Genomic DNA, 24,938 nt, shown 5'->3' on the forward strand with positions numbered 1-24,938 from the left:
CTATTCCGCGAGAGGCGGCGCAGGCTTCTTGATTGGCAGCATGACCCCAAGCGCTCGGATCATGAGCCCTGAAATAAAGATCTGAAACGCTGTGGTGATAAGCCAGAGCCCGAAGACGGCCCAGTTCGTTTCGACGCCAATCTCAGGCAGCAAGTATCCATTCCCGACATAGGAATCGAAGAGCGGAAACGCCAACAAAACGCCTGCAAGGACGGCCACGACCGTTCCCCAAATCGTTGCGTTATAAGGCAGGAGCCGCTCGAAACGAGGCTGCACGCGTCCCGAATAATCGAAGATAACCCGTCCGATCGCGGCCGAAACCAGCATTGATTGACCGAGGACGGCCAGGGCCATGGCAAACAGCATGGCATTGGACGAGAACCGCACACCGGCAATGGACATAGGTCCAGCGAGCAGCGGCAGCATGATGATCAAGCCGAGGGCCAGAAGCAGGAAGCCCGGCCAGATGAGAAAGAAATCGAACCCGTAGACGAACATCGCCTGGAGATTACGCCAGCCTGCGCGCCACGGCTCCATCCAACCCCGCCGCTTCATGTGGCTGAGCCGCCCATCCGGATCTTTCAGGAAGTGGATCGGCACTTCGGTGGTCGGAAGCTCCATATGCACGGACTTCAGCACCATTTCCGACGCATATTCCCATCCTTGCGACCGAAGATCCATGCGCAGCAACGCATCGACACTGATGCCTCGCATGCCGCAATGGATGTCGGAAAAGCGGCTGGCGAACATCCGATTGAGAATCCACGTCGTCAGTGGCGTTCCGAAATAGCGATGCAGGGGCGGCATCGCATTGTCTTCGATCGAGCCCTTGAACCGCGAGCCCATCACGAAGTCGGAGCCCTTCCGGAAGGCCTCGATAAACGGCGCAATCTGGCGAAAATCATAGGTGCAGTCCGCATCGCCCATGATGATGAACTTGCCACGGACGAATGGAATGGCATCGATGTAAGCCCTGCCCAAACCGCGCTTCGGTGTCCGCAAAACGCGGGCGCCCCTGTCGCGCGCGATTTGGGGTGTGCGATCGGTCGAACTGTCGACGATGAGGATCTCCACCGCCGCACCGCTTGCCGCAATACCCTCGCGGCACCAGTCGACGAAGGTTCCGATCGTCAATTCCTCATTAAGAGACGGGACGAGGATGGTCACTTCAGGTTCGGTGACATCATCGTCGGGGGTAAGGAGCGTCAATTCCGGATCGTGAATGCTGGGAAAAGTCATGCGCGCAAAACGGCTCGTTAGGAAAGAGTAGGCGGGACAAGTCCGCAGGAAAAATCCAGTACGGCATGGCAAATCGCAAGATGTGCGATCTCCACATAGCCATATTGATCGGAAGCCACATAAAAGTTCAGGTCACCCAGATCACGCAGCGGATTGCCCGGCGCGAATCCGCTCAAAGTCACGACGGCGCAGCCTTTATCCCGGGCCGTATGGACGGCCTTGGTAATGCTTTCGGATCTCCCCGAACTGCTGATTGCCACCAGCAGGTCACCTTCGTTCGCGTGCATGGCGATCTGCGTCGAGAAGACGTTCTCATATCCAAGGTCGTTCGAGAGGCATGTCAGCGTCGCGCCGTCGTTCAGCGCCATGGCGCGCAGCCCGCCATTTTTCGAATAGTCGGTCGCCATGTGGCTGGCGATTGCCGCGCTGCCGCCGTTGCCAATGAACATGATCTTCCGTCCGGCATCGTGCGTGGCGCGCGCCAGTTGCATGGACTCCGTCACCGCTGCTGCATAATCCAGGCTCTCTCCCGCTGACCGCGTAGCGGTTGTATTCACAAGAACATGGCGGAGAAATGTGAAGTAGCGATCCAGGTCGCCGGCTGTTACGCCAAGCCCAGAAGATCTGTTCTCATTTTGTAACATGCTCGTTCCGTCCCTACGCCTTGGGAATTGGGCGTCCTTAAAGACAAAATGAGACAAAGGCAAGTTGCTCGCCCCCTCTTTCAGGGTTGTCGGCGAGTGTCGCGGCTTTGCAACTAAAGGTCTTCCGTACGCCGATACTGAGCTGCTGCAAGTTTTTCAACGCTGAGACGACGGGCGGCGTTCGCTTCAGAACCGATGTTCCGCTCCCTCGACCGGATTTGCCCAGACCGTCATGCCAGGCGCAAACGGCGTCTCGCCTTCGGCGCGCACGACCATCTCGCCGAGCTCGGGGATGTCGAGGTAAAGGATCGCGTCGGCGCCAAGCCGCTCCACATGCCGGATCCTGCCCTGCCATTGCCCGGCACCTTCCGAAAGCCTGATATGTTCCGGGCGAATGCCGTAGGTCGCGCAGTTCATTCGCCGCGCGGTCTCTCCTCCATAGAGGTTCATCTTTGGGCTGCCGATGAAGCCGGCGACGAAGGGTGTCGCCGGATTGCGGTAGAGTTCCATCGGACTGCCGATCTGTTCGACCGCGCCGCCCTTCAGGACAACGATCTTGTCCGCCATCGTCATCGCTTCGACCTGGTCGTGGGTGACATAGATCATCGTCGATTTCAGGCGGGCGTGCAGATCTGATATCTCAAGGCGCATCTGGGCGCGGAGCGAAGCGTCGAGATTGGAGAGCGGCTCGTCGAACAGGAAGACCTTGGGATCGCGGATGATCGCGCGGCCGATGGCGACGCGCTGCCTCTGGCCGCCGGAGAGCGCTTTCGGCTTTCTCTCCAGCAACTGCGTGAGCTGCAGCGTTTCAGCCGTCGCCGCGACCTTGGCGGCGATCTCCGCCTTTGGGCGGCGGGCGAGCGAAAGGCCGAAGCCGATATTCTCGGCAACGGTCATATGCGGGTAGAGCGCGTAGCTCTGGAACACCATGGCAATGCCGCGCTCGGAGGGTTCGGCATAGGTCACGTCCTTGCCGCCGATGGTCAGCGCGCCTGACGTTGTTTCCTCCAAGCCGGCGATGATCCGCAGCAGCGTCGACTTTCCACAGCCAGACGGACCGACGAAAACGACGAACTCGCCCGAGGCAACCTCCAGATCGATCCCCTTGATGACTTCAAGTGCGCCAAAACTCTTGCGAACCTGTTTGAGAGTGAGCTCAGCCATTCGGTTACCCTTTTACTGCGCCTGATGTCATGCCGGCGACGATCTGCCGGTTGAAGAAGATGAAGACGACCAGCGGCGGGATCGTCACCAGGAGGATATTCATGAAGAGGAGATTGTACTGGCTCGTATACATGCTCTGGAAATTATAGAGCGTCAGCTGCACTGTCACGTTCTCCTTGCCGGGAAGGTAGTAGAGCGGGTTGGTAAAATCGTTGAAGATCGCGATCGACTGCACGACGATGTTGGTGACGGTCACCGGCTTCAGCAGCGGCAGGATCACTCTGAAGAAAATCTGCCGGGGCTTGGCGCCATCGATCAGCGCCGCCTCGTCGAGGTCGCGGGGTATGGTCGAAATGAACGACCGGTAGAGCAATGTCGAGAACGAGAGATTATAGGCGACCTGGATCAGGATCATCCCGGTCATGGTCTTGAAGAGACCGATCTCCTGCAAGAGGCCGATGGTGGGGACGACGGCTGGGGGCATCATCAGACCCATGAACAGGGCAATGGAGGCCACCCTGTTCCAGACGGTCTTGCGGCGCTGCATCACATATCCGACCATTGCCGACAGCAGGATCAGGATCGTGACGGAGACCACGGTGATCAGCGTGGAGTTGAAATAGGCGAGCGCGAGCTGGTAGTCGCGCGCCTTGAACACGGCGATCAGATTATCCCAGAACAGCCACTGCTCGGGCAGTTCGAAATCAAGGCGAGAGGCTTCGGATTTCGATTTGACCGCCTGGAGAGCGACGAAAACGAAAGGCATGACGAAGATGACGGCCGCCACCGCAAGGGCTATCGCGCCGGTCACGTAAGGGCGGACGCTTCTCATTCCTCGACCTCGCGCCGGTTGAACCACAGGGTGAATGGCAGGATGATTATGGCGATCAGCGCGAACAGGATGACGTTTCCGGCCGTCGACAGACCGTAGAAACCCGCCTGGTACTGCTTATAGATGACCGAGGCGATCACGTCGGAGGAGAAACCAGGCCCGCCGCGGGTCATGGCCCATATCAGGTCGAAGGATCGAAGCCCGCCGATCAGCGACAATGTCACCACGATGACAGTGGCGGGACGCACGAGCGGGAGGGTGATCCGGAAAAATTGCTGGAGACGCGTGGCCCCGTCAATCCTTGCGGCCTCATAATAATCGGGGCTGATCGCGGCAAGCCCGGCGATGAAGATCAAGGTGGCGAGGCCGACACCCTTCCAGACATCGACCAAAGCCACCGAAAAAAGCGCCAGCGCCGGATTGGTGAGCCACCCAGGTCCTGGAATGCCGAGCGTTTCCAACGTGACATTGATGATGCCCCTGGTCGGATGCATCATCACCGTGAAGGTGATGCCGATGCCGATCGTCGAGACCAGGACGGGAAAGAAGACCAGCGTGCGCAGGAAGCCGCGGGCGAAGATATTGCTGGTCAGCAGCACGGCGAGCAGCAACCCGCAGACCGTCTTCAGGCCGGAGGTCGTCACGGCGTAGATCAGTGTGTTGACGAGCCCTTTGACCAGAAACGGTTCGGAAAAGAACTGCTGAAAATTTTCGAGCCCGATGAATTCGGCGGTCGAAAGATCCCAGCGCGTCAAGCTGAACCAGAGAGAGGATACGGTGGGAACGAGAAAGAGCACGCCGTAGATGATGGCGGCGGGAATGAAAAACCACAGCGGGTAGGGCGATTTGCGCGAACGGCGGCGTGTCTCGGTCATATCAATCTCTTCGATCGGGTGGAAACCTCGCTCCATCAGGAGCGAGGATAACTTGCCCGAAAGACCGCTACCAGTTGGGCAGGCCAAGCTGCTTGGCCTGCTTGCGCACATCGTCGTCATAGAGTTTCGCCGCGTCGGCCGGCTGGCGAATACCGGAGCCGACTTCGACGGTGATCTGCTCGAGAGCCGGTCCCTTGATTGGCGAAACGAATTCCAGCGCCGGGGTCGTCTTGTCCTTGGCCTCGAAATAGGGGAGCATGTCCTTTATCGCAGGCGGCACGCTAGCTGGCAGGTCGCAGCCGTCGATCAGAGAAGGCCCCTGAACGGCATTGGTTTCCACCATGATCTTGCAGGCCTCGACGCTTCCGGCGAAATCGACGAATTTCCGCGCTTCCTCGGCGTGCTGGCTGGTCAAGGGAATGTAGAGGGCGGGCGGCATCCAGACCGTCAAACCGTTGGTTGCGGCGTCGTCGCTCGGCTGGGCGAAAAAGCCGACATCGTTGAGGTTTTCGGGATAATTCTGTTTGAGCGCGCCGACCGCGAAGCTCAGCATCGGATAATGCGCCGCCTCGCCGGTTGCCACCATTCTCAGGCCATCGTCGTAGCTTGCCGCGCCGAAATCGTCGTTCATCAGACCGGCGTCGTGAACGTCCTTCAGCCGTTCGAAGCCCTTCAGGGCCGCAGGCGTCTCGGCGTATTTTGCCTTGTTGGCGGTATAGTCTGCGGCGAAGTTCGGCACGGCAGCGTGCAGGTTGTAATAGTCAGCCAGAACGAACAACTGCGAGGTCCAGGTATCGCGATAGGTCTGCGCCACGGCGACCTTTCCTGACGCTTTGACCTTCGCGTTGTTCGCCATGAAGTCCGCCCATGTCTTCGGGACGGAGAGGCCAAGCTCCTGGTAGATTTTCCTGTTGTAGAGGATCCCGCCCGCCATCGCCGTGCCGAAGGGAACGCCGTAGAGCTTGCCATCGGCACGGACGACCGATTTGAAACCGTCGTCGACCTTCGCCTGCGACGAGAGATCGCTCAGATCGACAAGCGTCTGTGTCGGCTTCAGCGCCTGTAGCAGCGAGCCGGAATTGTAGAGGAACACATCGGACATCTCCCCCGTCGCCAGGCGCGTCTTGATGATGTTGTCGCCCTCGCCACCGCCGGCCCGCGGCTCGATTTCAATCGTCACGTCGGGTGCCTTTGCCTGATAGGCGGCAACCAGTGCCTCGGCCGCCGCGACGGTGTCGGGGTTGTTGTCGATCAGGAATGACAGCGTGGTTTCTGCATGCGACGGGCCAGCCGCGGCCAGTGCCAAAAGCGCGGAGGCGCCCGCAAGAATGAGTTTTATCCGATGTGTCATGACGTTCCTCCTCTGAACGATGCGACGTGTATGCTCCTCAAGAATTGGGTAGGGAAAAGACCAGCTGGTGTGTCCCGGGGGGAAGAATGGCTTCCGCGACGACAGGTTCTCCATTGAGCGACGGGTTTTGATGCCGTTTTCCAGGTCGGAACCGGCCGATGCAGCCTTTCGGAAGCGTCAGCACATAGGTGATCTTGTTGCCGTCGCATTGCCAGCCGGCCTCTATGCGCCCCTGGCTGCTATCGTGATGGGCCGAAACCGGCGAAAGGGACGGAATCGGCGCCGGATCGACGATCACCTCGGTAAATCCGGGCGCGCTCGGGCTCGGCGAAATTCCGGCGACGCTTTCGAACAGCCACTGACAGACCGCGCCATAGGCATAGTGGTTGTAGCTGTTCATGTCGGGTTCGTAGATGGTGCCGTCAGGCGCCATGGAATCCCAGCGCTCCCAGATCGTCGTCGCTCCCTTCGAGACCTGGTAGAGCCAGCCCGGCACATCCTCCTGCAGGAAGACCTTTTCGGCCAGATCGTCCATGCCGAGCTTCGTCAGCGCCGGCAGCAGGGCGGGCGTGCCGATGAAGCCGGTGCCGATCTTGTAGTCTGCATCGATGATCACCTGCCGGAAATGCTGCTGTGCGGCTTGCGTGTGCTCCGCCGGTATCAGGTCGTGGAGGAAGGCCAAGGCATAGGACGTCTGGTCATTATGCGCGAGCCGTCCCGCCGGCGTGATGAACTCGTTGGTGAATGCCCGCCGGATCTCGCTTGCGCGCTGTTTCATCTTCTCTTCAAGCGCATGCTCGCCGAGAATGGCTGCGATCCTTGCCAGAAGGTCGGTCGAGATGAAGTGGTAGAGCGTTGCCGCGCAATCGTCGGCGATCGTCGGACGAGGCTTTCGATTGTCGCCGACCGGTTGCAGCCAGTCGCCGAAAGTGAAACCTCGGGCCCCCCAATGCGAGGGCGGACGCACGAGCGGACCGTCCGAGATCGACCAGACGAAATCGACCCAGCGCACCATGGAATCCAGGCACTCCGACAGGACGGCCCGGTCGCCGTAATGCGTGTAGAGTACCCAAGGAATCACGACGATCGCGTCGCCCCAGCCAGTCGAACCGGCATAGCCCGGGAAATTGGCCGGATGCAGACGCGTCGGATCCGGCGAAAAATGTGAGACGGCGCCATCCTCGCGTTGATCGGCCATCACATCCCGCAGATACTTCCTCAGGAAGAATTGGCTGTCGCTCAGCCAGCATGCGGTTGCGGCAAAGACCTGGGCGTCGCCCGTCCAGCCCAAGCGCTCGTCGCGTTGCGGGCAATCGGTCGGTACTTCGACGAAATTGGCGCGCTGCGACCAGATGGTATTCTCGACGAGGCGATTGACCAGTGTATTGCCCGAGGTGAAACCGCCGGCGGGCTCGGGCACCGACGAGATCGGGATGGACGCGATTGCAAGGATCTTCGCATCGCCCTTGATCGTTACCCTGGCATAGCGGAAGCCGTGGAAGGTGAAATGCGGTGCGTAGGTTTCATCGCCGTCTCCCCGCAGCGTGTAGACAGTGTGCGCGGTGGCCGTGCGATAGTTGCGATTGTCGAAATGACGATCGGGGCCGAGTACCTCCGAATGCTCCACCCGAATTTCGGCGCCGGCGGTGCCGCGGACTGTATATCTGACATAGCCGCCGGAATTCTGGCCGAAATCGTAGACCGTCCTGCCCTCATCGTCGGTCCAGCTGTCGACCGGGGCGAGTGGCCGCAACTCGCGCACGGCAGCCGTTTCATGCGCGACGAGCAGTTCCCTGTCGAATGGCAATCGTTCGGTGCCGTGGCTCTCCAAGTAGTTTTCGTGGCGGGCATCGTAGATTTCGCCGAAGTAGATCCCCGACTTCAGGATCGGCAGAATACCGCTTCGCCATGTGGTGTCGGTGGAAAGAACGGTGCCATCCGATCCGATCAGATCGGCAATGGCGCCGATCCTGTCGCCCCAGCAATTTGGGATTGCCTGGGCGCCCCACATCAAAGGCGACCGGTACCATCCGTCGGCAAGCCAGATCTCGATCCGGTTGAGGCCCGGCTTGAACAGGTTCGAGACGTCATATCGCTGATAGGCAAGGCGATCGTCGTAGTTCGTCCAGCCCGGGGTCAACAGGTCGTTGCCGACACGAACGCCGTTGATGAAGCAGCGGTAGAGGCCAAGTGCGGAGATAAAGAGCTCGACGGGAAGCTTGGCGCCGTCATGTTCGAAAGTCTTGGAGACGAAGCTTGCGGCCGTTCCCTGACCGCCATCCGATAGTGGCGCGATCATTTCCCCCGACCAGGCACGCGAAACGAGGTTGCCGCCGATGGCTGCCGGCTGAAAGTTCATCAAGTCCTCCCGAATGTAGAACGTTCTCCATATAACGTTCTACATTTTCTTCGGAAGCGCAATAGAATTTTCGTTGCCAGTCTGCCATGGTGGTTCTGCGGACGATGTTGACGACCCGCAGCAAGCCAGAGATTTCATGCCAATCGAAGACAAACAAAAGCCGCAACGAAACGATCGCGTGACGATCCGGACCGTGGCAACTCACGCAGGCGTATCGGTCGCAGCGGTTTCCAAGGTGATGCGAAATGCCTATGGCGTCAGCGATGCGCTGCGCGCAAGGGTGATTGATGCCATCGAGGCACTCGCCTATCGCCCCTCGCGGGCGGCACGCGGGCTGCGTGGCCGGAGTTTCACCATCGGAGTGCTCCTGATCGATATCCGCAATCCCTTCCTTCCGGAGGTGATTGCCGGCGTGAACGAGGTGCTTGGACCTTCGCATTACCAGGCGATGATCGGCGTCAGCGATGCGCGCGTGCAGTTGGAGACGTCGTTGATCGAGTCGATGATCGACTACAAGATGGACGGCCTTATCCTTGTTGCGCCGCGTTTGCCCTCGGAGATTCTGGCGAAGTTCGCAGTCCAGATACCGATCGTCGCGGTCGGCTACCACGATGCCAGCGCCACGGCCTTCGATACCGTCAATGCCGACGATCAGCGCGGCGCGGAGATCGCCGTGGAAGCGCTTTTAGCCTGCGGCTATCGCGACATCGAAATGCTCAGCCTTGGCGAGCGCCAGGGGCACGCGGTCTCTGTCGTCCGCCAGCGTGAGATCGGGTTCCGCCGTGCGATGCAGCGTGGCGGGCTCGGCTCCTCGCCAGCGATCGGCAAAATTCCGATTGCTTCGCCAAAACGGGAAGAGGCGATGCGAAGGTTCCTATCGAGGAAGGATAGACCGCGCGCCGTGTTCTGCTGGAGCGATCTCGACGCGATCACCCTTCTGAGCTTGGCTATGGAGATGGGGGTGCGCGTGCCCGAAGACCTCGCCGTCATCGGATACGACAATTCGTCGACCGCAGCACTTGGCCTCGTCAATCTCGCAAGCATCGACCAGTCGGGCAGGGAGCTCGGCCAGATCGCTACCCGGGCCCTCATTTCCAGAATAGAAGGCCGTACCGCTTCCGAGCATATTTTCCAGATACCGTCGCTGGTCAGCCGCAACAGCCTGACCCGTCCTGGCAATTCCACGGACAGATAATAGCGACGGCGGCCGGCTTGCCTGTCTTGCTTGCCGTCGTTTTCAGTCGGATTGAAGGGGGCTGCCGCAAGACTGCCGCACGACCAGGCGACACGGCAATCTGGTGATGCCGGCAGGGACCGGTTCACCCTTGGAGAGGCTGAGAATTGCCAGGCCGGCGCGATGGCCCAGTTCCTTCAACTCCATGTCGATGGTGGTCAGCGGCGGGCGCGTTTGCCGTGCGACGACCTCCCAATTGTCGAACCCGACCACGGCGACATCCGTGGGAATCTCCACATTGAGGTCGCGCAGCGCGTCGATGACGCCGCGGGCGATCTCGTCACTGCCGCAGAAGATGGCGTCGGGCTTTGCGCCGGGCCGGGCAAACACCGTCTGGACGGCTTCGTGACCCCATTCCTCCGACCACTCGCCGAACATCGGTTCGGCACCGCCGCCACAGGCGTCGAGATAGGATTGGGCGCGGATGCGAGCGGCTAGGTAATCCCGCGGGCCGGTGATGTGCAGGATCCGCGACCGGCCCAGTTCCTTGAGATGGTCGACGGCGAGGCGCGCCCCCTGTTCGTCGTCCGGAAAGAAGGTGACGCTGTCGGCCGGTCCCTCGGCAAAGACGTAGACGACGGGTATCGGCAAGCGGGACAACTGGACCGGCGGCTCGAGGTCAAGGCGCGTCGCGGTGAATATGATGCCGTCGACCTGCCTGTCGAGAAGCGCCTCCAGGTGCAGCTGGGCGAGCCTCGGATCATTGTTCGTGGCGCAGAGGAAGACGGACACGCCGTGATCGACGAGCACTTCCGACACCCCGGCCGCCATCGGCAGCGTCAGTCTGCCATAGGTGTCGTTGGTCAGCATGCCGATCGCATGGCTTCGCTTGCTCAGCAACCCACGGGCGAGTGCATTGGGCCGAAACCCGATCTCCTCTGCCACGCGCCGGACCCGTTCGCGCGTCTCCGCATTCGTCCGGCCGGTGCCGTTCAGCGCGTTCGACGCCGTCGAAATGCTGACGCCCGCAGCCTTCGCCACGTCGTAGATCGTCCGTCTCCGATCACCGGTATTCTTCAGACCACGCCTCGTCTTCAATTCATGCTAAAAGCTTTTAGCAGAAAAAATCGTGCTGTTAAAAGGTTTTATCAATCGCATGCCAGATTTATGCACACAGACTGTCGACACCAAAAAAATTCTGATTTAACGTCCGTTTCGTCCGAAGGCCTGAGGCCTGAACGAGAAAAGGGGAACAAGCATGCTTCGACTGAAAACAACGATCACTGCTCTTGCGCTGCTGGCAAGCTCTTCTCTCGCCAGCGCCGAAGAAATCACCCTATGGGTGCGCACGTCCTCCGGCGCCGTCCTTCAGGGACTGGCCGACAAATACAACGCATCGCACTCCGACAAGGTCAACGTCACCCAGATAACAGCCGAGCAGATGGTGCCGAAGCTGGGTGCGGCAATTGCCGGCAGCGCGGCTCCCGACGGCGCCGTGCTCGACCTGATCTATCTCCCGACCTTTGCCGCGGCGGATGGTCTCGAGGATATCTCCGACTTCGTGAAGGGCTTGCCTTATTCCTCCGCCATGAGCCCGTCCCACATCCGTCTTGCCACCTATGACGGCAAGATCTACGGCGTGCCGGCACTGCCGGATGCCTCGATCATCGCCTACAATACCGATCTCTTCACCAAGGCCGGCCTCGACCCCAACAAGGCGCCGGCATCGATGGAAGAGATTGCCACGGACGCCAAGAAGATCGCCGCGCTCGGCAACGAGACCTACGGCTTCTATTTCGTGGCGAATTCGGGAAGCTGGCTGATCTACGACTTCCTGCCGCATCTTTGGGCCGCCAATGCCGATGTGCTGAGCGATGATGGCCGTAGCGCCACCGTCGATACGCCGGCGCTGCGCGAGACCATCGCCGCCTATCGCGATATGTGGAGGGCTGGTGCGATCCATCCGACCTCGCGGTCGGGCAATGGCAACAATGCCGTCGAGGCCTTCGCCTCGGGCAAGGTCGGCATCCTGATGACCGGCTCCTACATCGTCAATCTGCTGACCAGCAAATATCCCGACGTGAAGTTCGCCGTTGCGCCGATCCCGGGGCCGGAGGGTGGTGCATCGAGCTTTGCCGGCGGCGACACGCTGTCCCTGATAAAGGGCATCAGCGGCGAGAAGAAGAAGGTCGCGCTCGACTTCGTCAATTTCTACATGCAGCCCGAGCAGCAGGTCTATATCACCCAGGAATCGGGCATGCCGTCGCGCACCGACCTCGCCGCGGAAGCCTATGCGAAATTCGACCCGCGCAATCTCGTTGCCTACGATATCCTCGCCAAGGCGCGCACGCCCTACACTTTTTCGTCCGATGAACTCTTCGTCAGCCGCACCGGTCCCTTCCTCAATCTGATCCAGGGCACGATCTTCGGCGACGACGTCGACGGAACGATCGCTAAAACGCAGGCCGACTTCACCCGCATCCTCGAACGCACCAATCCGAACTGAGCCCGATGGGCTTCGGCAGGGTATCTGTGGATGTCCTGCCGTTTCCTTCACATCTCGACGTTCAAACGGAAGGAGGAGTTGCGGTGATATCCTCGACACTTCGCAACCGGAGGCGCGCAGTCGCAGCCGGAGAGCCCGAGCCGAAGGGTTGGCTCGGCCTTGCCTTCATCCTGCCGGGCTTGCTGTTCATCGTCGTGCTCTTCCTCGTGCCGCTTGTCATGACGGTCTGGATGAGCTTCTACAATTGGCCGCTTCTCGGCCGGACGAAGTTCATAGGCCTTTCCAACTATGCCGAACTGATCAGCGACACCCAGCTCTGGCATTCCCTAGGTTTCACGCTGCTCTACACGGTGCTCGTCACGGCTGCGATCTTCCTGGTGGCCTTTCCCCTGGCGCTGCTCGTCGACCGGCCGCTGCGGATCGCCGGCTTTTTCCGCACGATCTATTTCATGCCTGTTGTCATCGGCTTCGGGGCGGCCTCGACATTGTGGATGTGGCTGCTCAATCCCGATAGCGGCGTCTTTGCGCAGTTGTTGCGCAGCGCGGGCATCATCGACAGCGCGCCGAGGCCGCTCGAAAGTTTCTGGCCAGCACTCGGCGTCGTCATCCTGATGGTCGTCTGGAAAACAGCGGGCTTCACGATGATCATTCTCCTGACCGGCCTTCAGAGCATATCGAACGACGTCATCGAAGCCGCCAGGATCGACGGCGCCAGCGTCTGGGGCCGGTTTCGCCGGATCACGCTGCCTTTGATGAGGAACTCGGTGGTGCTGGCGCTCGTCCTCAACGTCACTTCATCGATGCTGGCCTTCGATCAGTTCTTCATCATCACTCAGGGCGGCCCTGAGAACAGCACGATCTCCGCGGTCTTCTCGATCTATCTCGCCTCGTTTTCATCCTATCGTCTCGGTTATGGCTCGGCGATCTCCTTTGCCCTGCTCGTCGTCCTGGTGGCGATCAGCGCGATCCAGTTCGTCCTGCTGCGCCAGCGGCCGGAGGAGGGTTGATGGAACGGCTCAACCACAATCTCGCAGCGAAGCCGGCGAGCGAGCGGCTCGGTTATCTCGCTTTCGTTCTGACGGCATGCGTCTTTGCCATCTTCTTCGTGATGCCGATCGTCTGGTCCTTTGCCAATTCCTTCAAGCCCGCGGCCGCAGCACTTGCCGATCCGGCAGCGCTTTTCTCGAAGGCATTCTCGCTCGAGAACTACCGCCGCCTCGAGCATGTCGGCGCCGGCTGGTACGTCTATGCCGCCAATTCGGTGCTGATCGCGGCCGGAACGGTGATCCTGACAGTGCTCGTCGCGGTGCCGGCGGGATACGGCTTTTCGAAATTCCGCTTTCCCGGCCAGTCGCTGCTCTTCGTGCTGATCATGGCAACGATGATGATCCCGTTCCAGTCGATCCTGACGCCGCTTTTCCTGATCCTGAAAGTCTTCCGGCTGCAGAACAGCCTTCTCGGGCTGGTGCTGATCTACGTGACCTTCCAGCTTCCTTTTTCCGTCTTCATGATGCGCAACGCCTTCGATGCAGTGCCGAAGGCGCTGATCGAAGCGGCGCGGATAGACGCCGCGTCGCAGGCGACGATCCTGCGCCGGATCATGCTGCCGATCGCGCTTCCCGGTGTCGCCACCGTTGCGATGTTCGCCTTCCTGAATTCCTGGAACGAATTCCTCGCTGCCCTCATCTTTCTGTCCGATCAGAACAAGTTCACGCTGCCGATCATGCTGGTGAATGTTTCGTCGGGCATCTATGGCATCATCGACTGGGGCGCGCTTCAGGCCGGCATAGCCGTGACCATGGTCCCCTGCATCCTGCTTTTCCTTCTCTTGCAACGATATTACGTGCGCGGCCTGACGGCCGGCGCCGTGAAGTAACAGCGCTCGTCCCGCTCAGGAGTCCTCATGACCAGCTCACCTCGCTTTCAACCGGCACGCGCTGCGGGACGGCAGCGATACAGGCCTGCCGACCATTCCGGTGTCGTATTTGATGGCGGTTTCTGGCAGAGCTGGACGGAGACGGTTCGCAACGTCACCATCCCGACACAGCACAAGCGGCTGGAAGAGGAGGGCTTCCTCGAGGTGCTCGATTTTGACAAGCCGGCCGGGCCGCTGGTGCGCCCGATCCAGCCGAGCGGACTGTCGATGCAGCATTTCTTCGATTCCGATTTCGGCAAATGGATCGAGGCCGCAAGTTACACGCTGAAGGCTCACCCGAATGCTGCGCTTGAGGCGAAGATCGATGCTATCGTCGAAAAGCTCGAAAAAGGGCAGATGGCCGATGGCTACGTCAACAGCTGGTTCATTCGCCGCGAGCCGGACAGGCGCTGGACCAATCTGCGCGACCTGCACGAGATGTATTCGATGGGCCACTTGCTGGAAGGGGCCGTCGCCTACTACGAGGCGACGGGAAAGCGCCGTTTCCTCGACGTGATGATCCGCGCAGTCGACCATATCATGGAAACCTTCGGTGCCGAGCCCGGAAAGCTCAGGGGTTACGATGCCCATGAGGAAATCGAGTTGGCGCTGGTCAAACTCTACCGTGTGACGCGCGATCCGCGGCATCTGAAGCTTGCGACCTATTTCGTCGACGAACGCGGCCGGATGCCCTCGTATTACGACGAGGAGGCTCGCAGGCGCGGCGAGAACCCGGACGATTACGTCTACAAGACATATGCCTATAGCCAGGCCCATATGCCGGTGCGCGACCAGCACCAGGTCGTCGGACACGCGGTTCGCGCCATGTACCTCTTTTCTGCGATGGCGGATCTCTCCCGTGAGAACGACGATCCGACATTGAAGGAGGCCTGCGACCGGCTCTTCGACAACCTGGTCGGCCGCCAGCTCTACGTGACCGGCGGCCTTGGCCCCTCGGCATCCAATGAAGGGTTCACCCGGGAATTCGACCTGCCGAACGAGACGGCCTATGCCGAGACATGCGCAGCCGTCGCGCTCGGCTTCTGGAGCCATCGCATGGCGCAGATCGATCTCGACGGCAAGTTCACGGACAGGCTGGAAACGGTGCTCTACAACGGCGCGCTTTCCGGCATCTCACGCGACGGTGAACATTATTTCTATGAGAACGTCCTTGAAACCCACGGGCAGCACCGTCGGTGGAAATGGCATTACTGCCCCTGCTGCCCGACCAACATTGCCCGTTTCATCACGTCGCTCGGCCAATATTTCTATTCGACTGATGATCATGAGCTCGCCGTCCATCTCTACGGCACCAATTGCGCAGATCTCATAGTCGGCGACAGCTTCGTGCGCCTGATCCAGGAGACGCAATATCCCTGGGATGGCGACATCAGCCTGCGGTTCGCCGTCGAGCGGCCAAGCCGGTTTCAGCTTCGTCTTCGCATCCCCGGATGGTGCAGGCAGGCGCAGATCTCGGTCAACGGCGTTGCCGTCGATCTCGATCAATGCGTGACGAAGGGTTATGCCGCAATATCAAGGGAATGGCAGAATGGTGACGAGGTCCGCATCGGCTTCTCGATGCCGGTCGAGCGCATCTACGCGCATCCTGCCGTCTCCGAAGACGGCGGACGCGTCGCGCTGCGGCGCGGGCCTGTCGTCTATTGCATCGAGGAGACGGACCTCGGCGGCGAGCCGCAGCGGCTCCGCCTGCCGGCATCTGAGGAAATTTCTGCCCGTTACGATGCCGCGCTTCTCGGCGGAGCGACCGTCCTCGAAGGCACCGCGCTCGAAGCCGATATAGCCGATTGGCAGAATGCACTCTATCGCACCGCGCCCTCCGCGCTGAAGGAGCGGCCCTTCACGGCGATCCCCTATCACCTCTGGGCCAATCGCGAGCCCGGAGCGATGGCGATCTGGTTGCAGGAGGTCTAGGAGAAAACCATGGCGCGGCTGGAACTCAAGAGCATCGTTAAATCCTATGGCATCTACGAGGCCGTCCGCGGCATCAGCCTTGACATCGAAGACAATGAATTCGTCGTTTTCGTAGGCCCGTCGGGATGCGGAAAATCGACGACATTGCGCATGATTGCGGGTCTCGAACACATCACCGGCGGCGAGATCGTCATCGGCGACCAGGTCGTCAACCGGCTCGGCCCGGGCAAACGTGACATCGCCATGGTCTTTCAGAACTACGCGCTCTATCCGCACATGACGGTGCGGGAGAATATTTCGTTCTGCCTGGAGCAGCAGAAGCTCGCCAAGAGCGAGATCGACGCGCGTATCATCAGGGCGGCGGAAACCCTGCATATCAGCGAGTTGCTCGGCCGGCGCCCGGGCCAGCTTTCGGGCGGCCAGCGTCAGCGCGTCGCGATGGGCCGCGCGATCGTGCGGAACCCGAAAGTCTTTCTCTTCGACGAGCCGTTGTCCAACCTCGATGCCAAGCTTCGCGTGCAGATGCGCACGGAGATCAAGCGGCTGCACCAGCTGTTGCCGACGACGACCGTCTACGTCACCCACGACCAGGTCGAGGCGATGACCATGGCGGATCGTGTCGTGGTGATGAATGGCGGCATCATCGAGCAGGCGGGGCCGCCGCAGGCGCTCTATCATCGTCCCGTCAGCCAGTTCGTCGCCGGCTTCATCGGCTCGCCGTCGATGAATTTCCTGTCCGCGACGCTGCTATCAGGAGAGAAGGGTCTCGTCGTCAAACTGACTGACGGCAGCGAGCTTGCCGTGCCGGGAGCGCGCGCCGGCGATTATGCCAGCCATGCCGGCAAACCAGTGGTGTTCGGGATCCGGCCGGAATCGATCACCGACCGCCAGGCCCGTCCTGGTTATGCCGACATCGAAGCCAAGATTGATCTTGTGGAGCCTCTCGGGCCGGAGACTATGGTCTATTTCGCGATCGGCGAGGCAAGTCTTTGCGCCTGCATCGATCCCGAGAGCGGGCCGAGGCCGATGTCGACGATGCCGCTTTCGTTCAACATGAACCAGATGCATCTGTTCGATCCGGCGACCGGCCGGTCGCTGGCGCTTGCCTGAACAGCAAACACGGAAAAGGCCGGCAACCGCGGGGTTGCCGGCTCGTTGATCAGGCAGCCTGACGGATCTTCGAAGGACGCGTGGCAGCGGCCTTCTCTACCATGGCGGTGACTTCGGCGCGGCGGGCGCCCGAAAGCGGCAGGCGCGGCAGGCGGACGCGCTCGGAGCCGCGGCCCATGATCTGCTCGGCAAGCTTGATCGACTGCACGAGATCGTGTTCGGCATCGAGGTGCAGAAGCGGCATGAACCAGCGATAGATCTTGCGGGCCTCTTCCCAGTCGCCGCGTTCGGTGGCGGCAACGAGCTGCACGGATTCCTCCGGGAAGGCGCTGGTCAAGCCCGAGACCCAGCCCTTGGCGCCGAGCATCAGGCCTTCGAGCGCGACGTCGTCGAGACCGGCAAAGATATCGAAACGATCGCCGAATTCATTGATGAGATCGGTGAAGCGGCGCGGATCCGGCGCACTTTCCTTGACCGCCTTGATGTTCGGCACGTCGGCAAGCACCTTCAGCACATCGGCGCCGATATTGACGCGGTAGGCCGGCGGATTGTTGTACAGCATGATCGGCAGCGAGGTCGCTTCGGCGACGGTGCGGAAATGCGCGATCAGCTCTTCGGGCTTCGGCACATAAACCATGGCCGGCAGCAGCATCAGGCCGTCGGCGCCGAGCTTTTCGGCGTCGCGGACGTAGGCGACGGCGCGGCGCGTGTCGAATTCGGACACGCCCGTCACCACGGGAACGCGGCCATTGACGACCTCGACGGCAGCTTTCAGGATCGTGCGCTTCTCCTCGGGGTCCAGCGAATTGTTCTCGCCACATGTGCCCATGACGATCAGCCCGTTGACGCCATCCTTTACAAGCGCGTCCTGGACGCGCTGGGTCGAGGGCAAATCAACGGAAAGATCATCGTTGAACTGTGTCGTTACGGCGGGAAATACGCCCTTCCATCCTGTGGTCATTGATCGAGCCTCGTTGAAACTAGTTGCCTTATATACAAACTGTCGACAAGATTCAATGATGTGAGCTTACAAATTTGAAGCCCCGAAGACCGACATTGCGAGAATCGGCCAAAACGAAATACAAGGCTCTAACGAAAGAGGGCGGACAAATGCGGAACGACGCGGAAAATGTGCGGGTGCGCGGCTCTGGCACGCAGAGCGTCTATGTGACGCTCAGGCAGGAAATCCTGTCGATGGCGCTGGAACCCGGCAGTCCGCTCGACGAGGTGCGGCTGTCGGAACGTTTCCGGATGTCGCGGACTCCCATTCGCGAGGCGCTGTTGCGGCTCGCTGCCGACGGGCTCGTCACGACGCTGCCGAACAGGAACACGATCGTTGCGACGATCGATTTCGCAAGCCTGCCCACCTATTTCGAAGCGCTGACGCTGATGTACCGGGTGACGACGCGCGGCGCGGCGCAACGGCGAAACGGCGAAATCATGAAGACCGTCCGCCGGCATCAGAAGGACTTCGCCGAAGCCGTTGCCGCGCGCGATGCCTATGCGATGATCGAGGCGAACCGCGAATTTCACGTCGCGATCGCCGAACTTGCCGGCAATTCCTATTACACGGCCTTCTTCGCCAGGCTGCTCGACGAGGGCCGCCGTATCCTGCGCCTTTACTACTCGACATTCGACGACCGTCTGCCGCGCCAGTATGTCGACGAACACGAGGAGATCATCGCCGCGATCGAGGCCGGTGACGTCGAGCGGGCCGACCGGCTGGCGATCGCCCACGCCGGGCAGATCGTCCGCCAGATCCAGGAATATATCGCCCGCGACCTCGACCGGCCGGTGGCGATCAGCATGTCCTGACGCGACGAGAGCAATGAACCGTTGGAGCCTCAGGAGGCGAGGGGGCCGCCTTGCTCCCTGACCAAGGTCATCATCCGGCGCAGGACAGCCGCCGACTGGCAAACACCGTCATGCTCGAATTCGTTGGTCACCACGTTGGCGACGTGGCGGGCTGTTTCGAGCGAAAGCCCGGCACGTATCAGCATGCCCGGTCAGGTGTATTCGGCCGCCATCGTCATCTCCTCATTTTTCATGTCGACATATTGCCTACAGCGGCATTAGTGTCGGTTCAAGATCCCGCTGCAAGGCGAGGGTTTCATCGATCTGGAAGCGCAGGAAAAGCAGGAAAACAACATGTCGTGGCAGCACCCCGTACCCCGCATCACTGAGGACGAACGGCAGAACCGCCTCGCCAGGCTTCGCACAATGGTCGAAGCCGAAGGATTGGCTGCGGTGCTTCTTGGGCCGACCGAAAGCCTGCATTACTTCACGGGGCTGGTCTGGCATCCGAGCGAGAGGTTCCTCGGCGCGCTCGTCACGCCCGCGACCATATCCTACATCGTTCCAGGGTTCGAGCGCAGCCGTGTCGAAACGCTGCCGCATCTGCCGGGGGAAATCCTGGTCTGGGAAGAGGAGGAGAGCAGCGCCGCTCTCATCGCCCGCCTTGTTGCCCAGGGCGGCAGACTTGCCCTCGACGATGGTTTGCCGCTTTTCTTCTATCATGCATTGGCAGCGGAGATGGGCGCGGCGAGGCTTGCCGATGGCGGGCGGCTGATCCGCGACCTGCGTTGCATCAAATCGGCCGCGGAGATTGCCCTCATTCAGTATGCGATGGACCTGACGCTTGACGTACACAGGCAAGCGCATGGCCTCTTGAAGCCGGGCATCAAATCATCCGAGGTGGTCGATTTCGTCGACCGGCAGCATCGCCAGGCCGGCGCCGATGCCGGCTCGACATTCTGCATCGTTTCCTTCGGCGCGGCGACCTCGCTTCCGCATGGCGCCGACGGCGATCAGGTCCTTGGTCGTGACGACGTCATTCTCATCGATACCGGCTGCCGGATCGACGGTTATCATTCCGATATCACCAGGACCTATATGCTGGAGGGCGGCGAAAGTGCGTTCGAACGGGCCTGGTGGATCGAGCGCGAGGCGCAACAGGCCGTCTTCGACGCAGCCCGGATCGGTGCCGCCTGCTCGAGCCTCGACGATGCGGCCCGTAAGGTGCTTGCCAAACACTCCCTTGGCCCCGACTATCGCCTGCCAGGTTTGCCGCATCGCGCCGGTCATGGCCTCGGGCTCGAGATCCATGAGGAACCCTATATCGTTCGAGGCAACGACGCGCCGCTTGCCGCCGGCATGTGTTTTTCCAACGAACCGATGATCGTCTTCCCCGGGAAATTCGGGATTCGGCTGGAAGACCATATGTACATGACCGCCGAGGGACCATGCTGGCTGACCAATCCGGCGGCGGGACCGACCGAGCAATTCTCCTGAGCGGGGCACCATCTCCTGCCCGCTCTCGTCCGGCAGATCCAGGAATATATTGCCCGCGATCTCGACCGACCGCTGGCGGAGGCTACCCGAGCCTGAACGTTGGCGATATGGCGGGGGCCGTTTCGCGGCATCGGACATATCGACCGGATCGCGGGTAGCCTGCAATTCGATCTATCAAGTAATTCGTCACAAACGTTACTTGCTTTCTGACGTGCTACAAGGTTGACTGTGGTTAATCTACAGTCTCGAGGATAGGACGATGGACCTGCTCAGAAAGGATGAGGATGACTCGGCCCAACTTCGGAAACTGACACTGAATGGCAGATATAGAAATATGGCGGCGATGCTTTCGATAGCAGTGGTTGTCTTTTCTGTATTCTTGGTATCGCTTGGCACTTTAATTGAATTTTTTAAACCCGAGTTTTTTCCAAACGTCATTCTCGATGACGTCCCTTTGCACTACATCGCCTGGTTCATGATTACCTTCGGGATAACTATCGCTATCATCAACGTAATTCTGGCGGCAAGACGGGAGATCGATCAAGAGAGAGCAGAAAAGATGCTCCCATCGGATATGGTCGAGATCAAAAGGCAGGCTTTGCGTGACCTGCGGACGCATCGAAACTGGTATGCGCGATCCTCCAGGGTGAATCAGTATCTCTGGAATTTTCTCACATTGGGGATCATCGTTCTGAGCGGCCTCTCTTCATTATTTTCGGCTTATAGCACGGTTATCCCCCAATGGCTCCCAATGGCGACCTCCGCGCTCGTGGCGCTTTTCGGCACGATAATCGTTCAATTCCGCATCCGGGACGTCTGGCAATTGAGAGAGCAGGGAAGGATCGAAGCAGAGATGCTCGTCGCCGAGGCTCATCTCATTGACATAACGGATGAGCTAGCGACGCTCAAACAGGCAGTCGCTCTTAGAAAGCGCGCTCATGCGCTGGAGATGAAGCAACTCAACCAGTTCTTTGTAGGGACCACCGGAGCCAATCCCTGAGCCCTCTGAATGCCAGCCGCGCTCCCTGGCTTGAGCTTGACTCGATGACAGGGACCACGATCTGAGCTCGGCGCACCGGCAGGACGAATGTCAGTTGATCTTCGCCGACGGAGAACTGGGTGCTCGCTCACAAGGTATTCGCAGCGTATGACCATCGGCACCACGAACACGACAGGCGGCGAGGCCAGCCTTTTCTGGCTGCTCGACTTCTTCGCCCAATACCGTCGCTCCAAGGAGAGTGCGATTGCCTCGCTGGGGGGCCGCCTATGCAACGGCTGACAATGCAAAGCTCACCTTCCTGAAAGACCTGGTCGAAAGCTATATCGACGCCCCGAGCCAACGGCGAAGTCAGACTAATTGGCCGAAGACAGTCAAGCGAGCGGCTCGCTGGCTATCGGCCTGCTGTCTCCAGGATGCGGAGGGCAAGCTTGAGATGCGGCAGGTCCAGCATGCGTCCGTCGAGCTGGATGACGCCCGCGTCGGGCCTGGCGGCGAAGGCGGCGGCGACTTTCTCCGCCCAGGCGATCTCGGACGGATCCGGCGTGAAGGCGTGATTGATCGTTTCGACCTGGCTCGGATGGATGGCCATCATGCCGGAAAAGCCGTCGCGCCGGGCGCGGCCGACATAGGCCCTGAGACCGCCCACATCGTGGAAATCTGGATAGACGGTGTCGACTGCCGCAACGGCGGCGGCATGGGCTGCGAACAGCGTGAGCGAGCGGGCAAGCTCGTAAGGCGGCGTGTAACGGCCATCCGTCCTGCGCGCGGTCGTAGCCCCTATCGCGGCAGATAGATCCTCAGCACCCCAGGTCAAGCCGCAGAGGCTGCTCGCGACATCCCGGTAGCTGCCGATCTCGAAGATCGCGGATGGCGTTTCGGTTGCGATCGGCAGGATGGGAATTGCAGATGCAAGAGAGCCTGCGAGCTTCAGCACCGAAGCGGCACCCTCGGCCTTTGGCAGCACGATCGCGAAAGGATGAAGGCCGCTCAAAGCGGTAAGGTCGTCTTCGAATTCTGGCGAGGCGAGGGGATTGATGCGGATCAGGAGAGGGGTCTCGCCGGCATGATGCAGGACGAACTCGTGCACGCTCTCGCGCGCTTTCGCCTTGTTTGAGGGCGCAACCGAATCTTCCAGGTCGAGAATGACGGCATCGGCGCCTGAGGCGAGCGCTTTTTCGAAACGCTCCGGCCGGTCGCCGGGCGCAAAGAGCAGCGAGCGCAGCCTCATGACGACTTCACCTTCAGCATCGCCATGCGCAGGCATTGGCAGACGGTCTCGCCGCGCTGGTTCAGGGTGATATGCCGGAAGGTGACGATGCCGGCATTGGGGCGGGAGTTCGAGCGACGCAGCTCCATCACCTCAGTTTCCACCCGCAGCGTATCGCCGATGAAGACCGGTTTCGGCATCGTCACCTTGTCATAGCCGAGGTTGGCGACGAGCGTGCCGAGCGTGGTGTCGCCGACCGAAAGGCCAACGGTGAGGGCAAAGGTGAAGGTGCCGTTGACGACGATCCGGCCAAATTCGGTGCCTGTGGCATAATCGGCATCGAGATGCAGCGGCTGCGGATTGTGGGAAAGCGTCGTGAACAGCAGATTGTCGGTCTCGGTGACCGTGCGGCGGATGTCGTGGGCGATGCGGTCGCCGACCGTCCACTCGTCGAAATAACGGCCGGCCATCAATCCTGCTCCTTCACAATGCTGACGACCAGCTGGTTTTCCGAGACCCTGATCCCCGAGGAAACCTGCAGCTTTTCGACGATGCCGTCGAAGGGCGCACGTAGAGAATGTTCCATTTTCATCGCTTCGACTGTCAGCAGGCGGTCCCCCTTGGCGACACGATCGCCGTCGGCCACATCCACCGAAATGACGAGGCCGGGCATGGGTGACAGAATCGCGCCATCGCCGGCACCCTGACTTGCCTCGACTTCACTTGCCACAGGCAGGCTGATCGGCCAGGCATTGCCGGCGTCGAAAAGCGCCATCGTTTCACCGATCGTGACGGCATTTGCCTCAAGCTCCCGACGTGATTGCCCCCAAAGGAGGTGCTCGCCGATACGGATGCGCACCCTCTTGTCATCCGCGCCGGCGATGCGGAACCCGGCAAGCGCGGACCAGGGATCACCATCCGTATTTCTTGAAAGCTCAGTGGCCGCGGTGTCGATCGCGATTTCGCTCGGCTCCGTCGCCACCAGGCTATCGCCATGGCGGTCGAGAAAGCCGGTATCGATCCGAGCTGCGCGAAAATCCGGATCGACGGCGATGCGGGCAAGCAAGCCGGCATTGGATTTGACCGGCCAGACCTCGATACCTGCGCAGGCGGCTGCGAGCTTCGAAAGTGCGGCCTCGCGGTTCGGCCCATGGGCAATGACCTTGGCAATCATCGGATCGTAGAAGGCGGTGATCTCATCCCCTTGCTCGACGCCGCTATCGACGCGGATTGTTTCTGGCAGGCTGAGATGTTCGAGCCAGCCGGTCGAGGGCAGATAGCCGGCGGCAGGATTTTCGGCATAGAGGCGGGCTTCGAAGGCCCAGCCGTTCATGGCGATTTCGTCCTGGCTTTTCGGCAGCGGCTCGCCGCTAGCGACCTTCAACTGCCAGAGCACCAGATCCTCGCCACTAATTGCCTCGGTGACCGGGTGCTCGACCTGCAGGCGAGTGTTCATCTCCATGAACCAGATGCGATCTTCGCGAAGGCCTTCCGAGGCATCGGCAATGAATTCGATGGTGCCGGCGCCGACATAATTCACTGCTCTTGCGGCTTTCACCGCCGCATCGCAGATCACTGCCCGGGTTGCGGCATCGAGGCCGGGGGCAGGGGCTTCCTCGATGACCTTCTGGTGGCGGCGCTGCAGCGAACAATCGCGTTCGAAAAGATGAACGCAATTGCCGAGCGTATCGGCGAAAACCTGAACCTCGATATGACGCGGATTGGCGATATAGCGTTCGATCAACACGCGGTCGTCGCCGAAGGCGGCGGCCGCCTCACGGCGGCAGGAGGCGAGACGTTCGGCGAAATCCTGCGGGCGTTCGACGCGACGCATGCCCTTGCCGCCGCCACCGGCGACGGCCTTGATGAGCACGGGATAACCGATGGTATCCGCCTCGGCCGCCAGCGTTTCTTTGCTCTGGTCCGCGCCAATATAGCCGGGGGTCACGGGCACGCCGGCTGCCTGCATCAATTCCTTGGCCGCATCCTTGAGCCCCATCGCCCGGATGGCGGCGGGCGGTGCGCCGACCCAGAGGATACCGGCCTTTTCCACCGCTTCGGCAAATCCGGCATTTTCCGAAAGGAAACCGTAGCCGGGATGGATCGCCGCAGCGCCGGTTTTCCGGGCGGCCTCGAGGATGCGTTCCTGCGAGAGATAGCTTTCGCGGGCCGGCGAGGGGCCGATGGCGATCGCCTCGTCGGCCTCCCTTACGAAAGGCAGGCCGGCATCGGCTTCGGAATAGACGGCGATGGTGCGGATGCCGAGCATCTTGGCCGAGCGGATGATGCGGCGGGCGATTTCGCCCCTGTTGGCAATGAGAAGACTTTCCATCATTGGC

The 24,938-nt window shown here is 60.7% G+C and carries 21 protein-coding genes and 3 pseudogenes; 10 read left to right on the forward strand and 14 right to left on the reverse strand.

Features of this window, described 5'->3' with window-relative positions; genetic code table 11:
• From N2A41_RS31965 to N2A41_RS31995, 7 genes are all read right to left on the reverse strand, one after another.
• Positions 1-1,239, reverse strand: a complete 1,239-nt coding sequence (locus N2A41_RS31965; RefSeq protein ID WP_170260000.1) for a glycosyltransferase family 2 protein — start codon at positions 1,237-1,239, stop codon at positions 1-3.
• A gap of 17 nt (positions 1,240-1,256) precedes the next feature.
• Complete coding sequence (locus N2A41_RS31970; RefSeq protein WP_170260001.1) at positions 1,257-1,883, reverse strand: SIS domain-containing protein; 627 nt, start codon at positions 1,881-1,883, stop codon at positions 1,257-1,259.
• Positions 1,884-2,069: 186 nt separating this feature from the next.
• Positions 2,070-3,047 (reverse strand): ABC transporter ATP-binding protein, encoded by a 978-nt coding sequence (locus tag N2A41_RS31975; protein ID WP_260112117.1) that lies wholly within the window; start codon positions 3,045-3,047, stop codon positions 2,070-2,072.
• Positions 3,048-3,051: 4 nt separating this feature from the next.
• Positions 3,052-3,879, reverse strand: coding sequence for a carbohydrate ABC transporter permease (locus N2A41_RS31980; RefSeq protein ID WP_018483069.1), 828 nt, complete (start codon positions 3,877-3,879; stop codon positions 3,052-3,054).
• Positions 3,876-4,754 carry a carbohydrate ABC transporter permease gene (locus tag N2A41_RS31985; protein ID WP_170255424.1) on the reverse strand — a complete coding sequence of 293 codons (879 nt, stop codon included), beginning with the start codon at positions 4,752-4,754 and terminating at the stop codon, positions 3,876-3,878. Before N2A41_RS31985 ends, N2A41_RS31980 begins: the two co-directional genes overlap by 4 nt.
• A 67-nt stretch (positions 4,755-4,821) precedes the next feature.
• Positions 4,822-6,105 (reverse strand): ABC transporter substrate-binding protein, encoded by a 1,284-nt coding sequence (locus N2A41_RS31990; protein WP_260112118.1) that lies wholly within the window; start codon positions 6,103-6,105, stop codon positions 4,822-4,824.
• A 37-nt stretch (positions 6,106-6,142) separates the two neighbouring features.
• Positions 6,143-8,464, reverse strand: coding sequence for an alpha-L-rhamnosidase (locus N2A41_RS31995; RefSeq protein ID WP_260112119.1), 2,322 nt, complete (start codon positions 8,462-8,464; stop codon positions 6,143-6,145).
• Between the two features lie 136 nt (positions 8,465-8,600).
• Between N2A41_RS31995 and N2A41_RS32000 the strand changes: the two genes are divergently transcribed.
• On the forward strand, positions 8,601-9,659 hold the full coding sequence (locus N2A41_RS32000; protein WP_162117492.1) for a LacI family DNA-binding transcriptional regulator: 1,059 nt from the start codon (positions 8,601-8,603) through the stop codon (positions 9,657-9,659).
• Between the two features lie 42 nt (positions 9,660-9,701).
• On the opposite strand, the gene N2A41_RS32005 is transcribed toward N2A41_RS32000, so the two are convergent.
• Positions 9,702-10,718, reverse strand: a complete 1,017-nt coding sequence (locus N2A41_RS32005) for a LacI family DNA-binding transcriptional regulator (protein WP_222384976.1) — start codon at positions 10,716-10,718, stop codon at positions 9,702-9,704.
• 178 nt (positions 10,719-10,896) lie between these two features.
• Between N2A41_RS32005 and N2A41_RS32010 the strand changes: the two genes are divergently transcribed.
• The 5 genes from N2A41_RS32010 to N2A41_RS32030 all read left to right on the forward strand — a co-directional run bounded on the left by N2A41_RS32010 (position 10,897) and on the right by N2A41_RS32030 (position 17,101).
• The gene (locus tag N2A41_RS32010) at positions 10,897-12,144 is read left to right on the forward strand and encodes an ABC transporter substrate-binding protein (RefSeq protein ID WP_260112120.1); all 1,248 of its coding nucleotides are present in this window, start codon (positions 10,897-10,899) and stop codon (positions 12,142-12,144) included.
• Between the two features lie 83 nt (positions 12,145-12,227).
• Positions 12,228-13,151: a carbohydrate ABC transporter permease gene (locus tag N2A41_RS32015; protein WP_260112121.1), complete on the forward strand. Its 924-nt coding sequence runs from the start codon at positions 12,228-12,230 to the stop codon at positions 13,149-13,151.
• Positions 13,151-14,020 (forward strand): carbohydrate ABC transporter permease, encoded by an 870-nt coding sequence (locus N2A41_RS32020; RefSeq protein ID WP_260112122.1) that lies wholly within the window; start codon positions 13,151-13,153, stop codon positions 14,018-14,020. Before N2A41_RS32015 ends, N2A41_RS32020 begins: the two co-directional genes overlap by 1 nt.
• A gap of 27 nt (positions 14,021-14,047) precedes the next feature.
• Complete coding sequence (locus N2A41_RS32025; protein ID WP_260112123.1) at positions 14,048-15,991, forward strand: glycoside hydrolase family 127 protein; 1,944 nt, start codon at positions 14,048-14,050, stop codon at positions 15,989-15,991.
• 9 nt (positions 15,992-16,000) lie between these two features.
• Entirely contained in the window at positions 16,001-17,101 is a 1,101-nt protein-coding gene (locus N2A41_RS32030; protein WP_170260011.1) for an ABC transporter ATP-binding protein, read from the forward strand.
• A gap of 49 nt (positions 17,102-17,150) precedes the next feature.
• Here the strand turns inward: N2A41_RS32030 and N2A41_RS32035 are convergent, their stop codons facing one another.
• A complete protein-coding gene (locus N2A41_RS32035; RefSeq protein ID WP_260112124.1) occupies positions 17,151-18,062 on the reverse strand; it encodes a dihydrodipicolinate synthase family protein in 912 nt (303 codons plus the stop codon).
• A 149-nt stretch (positions 18,063-18,211) separates the two neighbouring features.
• Here N2A41_RS32035 and N2A41_RS32040 point away from each other — a divergent pair, with 149 nt between their 5' ends.
• On the forward strand, positions 18,212-18,916 hold the full coding sequence (locus tag N2A41_RS32040) for a GntR family transcriptional regulator (RefSeq protein WP_017968568.1): 705 nt from the start codon (positions 18,212-18,214) through the stop codon (positions 18,914-18,916).
• 29 nt (positions 18,917-18,945) lie between these two features.
• Here N2A41_RS32040 and N2A41_RS32045 read toward each other — a convergent pair.
• A pseudogene (locus N2A41_RS32045) lies at positions 18,946-19,101 on the reverse strand (alpha/beta fold hydrolase); the annotation flags it as partial.
• A 148-nt stretch (positions 19,102-19,249) separates the two neighbouring features.
• Between N2A41_RS32045 and N2A41_RS32050 the strand changes: the two are divergent.
• Together N2A41_RS32050 and N2A41_RS32055 are read left to right on the forward strand one after the other, a co-directional pair.
• Positions 19,250-20,392 carry a M24 family metallopeptidase gene (locus N2A41_RS32050; protein WP_260112125.1) on the forward strand — a complete coding sequence of 381 codons (1,143 nt, stop codon included), beginning with the start codon at positions 19,250-19,252 and terminating at the stop codon, positions 20,390-20,392.
• Between the two features lie 259 nt (positions 20,393-20,651).
• Positions 20,652-21,392, forward strand: coding sequence for a DUF4231 domain-containing protein (locus N2A41_RS32055; protein WP_260112126.1), 741 nt, complete (start codon positions 20,652-20,654; stop codon positions 21,390-21,392).
• Here N2A41_RS32055 and N2A41_RS32060 read toward each other — a convergent pair.
• Positions 21,329-21,519: pseudogene (locus N2A41_RS32060) on the reverse strand (hypothetical protein); the annotation flags it as partial. The gene N2A41_RS32055 and the pseudogene N2A41_RS32060 sit on opposite strands and share 64 nt — an antisense overlap.
• 11 nt (positions 21,520-21,530) lie before the next feature.
• Here N2A41_RS32060 and N2A41_RS32065 point away from each other — a divergent pair.
• Positions 21,531-21,723, forward strand: a pseudogene (locus N2A41_RS32065) (efflux transporter outer membrane subunit); the annotation flags it as partial.
• Between the two features lie 60 nt (positions 21,724-21,783).
• On the opposite strand, the gene N2A41_RS32070 reads toward N2A41_RS32065, so the two are convergent.
• From N2A41_RS32070 to N2A41_RS32080, 3 genes are read right to left on the reverse strand one after another with little or no spacing between them, the layout of a single operon-like run.
• Positions 21,784-22,620, reverse strand: coding sequence for an HpcH/HpaI aldolase/citrate lyase family protein (locus tag N2A41_RS32070; RefSeq protein WP_260112127.1), 837 nt, complete (start codon positions 22,618-22,620; stop codon positions 21,784-21,786).
• Positions 22,617-23,069 carry a MaoC family dehydratase gene (locus N2A41_RS32075; RefSeq protein WP_260112128.1) on the reverse strand — a complete coding sequence of 151 codons (453 nt, stop codon included), beginning with the start codon at positions 23,067-23,069 and terminating at the stop codon, positions 22,617-22,619. Before N2A41_RS32075 ends, N2A41_RS32070 begins: the two co-directional genes overlap by 4 nt.
• A complete protein-coding gene (locus N2A41_RS32080) occupies positions 23,069-24,934 on the reverse strand; it encodes an acetyl/propionyl/methylcrotonyl-CoA carboxylase subunit alpha (protein WP_260112129.1) in 1,866 nt (621 codons plus the stop codon). Before N2A41_RS32080 ends, N2A41_RS32075 begins: the two co-directional genes overlap by 1 nt.
• Positions 24,935-24,938 lie beyond the last annotated feature (4 nt).

The sequence above is a fragment of the Rhizobium sp. SRDI969 genome (assembly GCF_025152725.1).
Classification (GTDB): Bacteria; Pseudomonadota; Alphaproteobacteria; order Rhizobiales; family Rhizobiaceae; genus Rhizobium; species Rhizobium leguminosarum_I.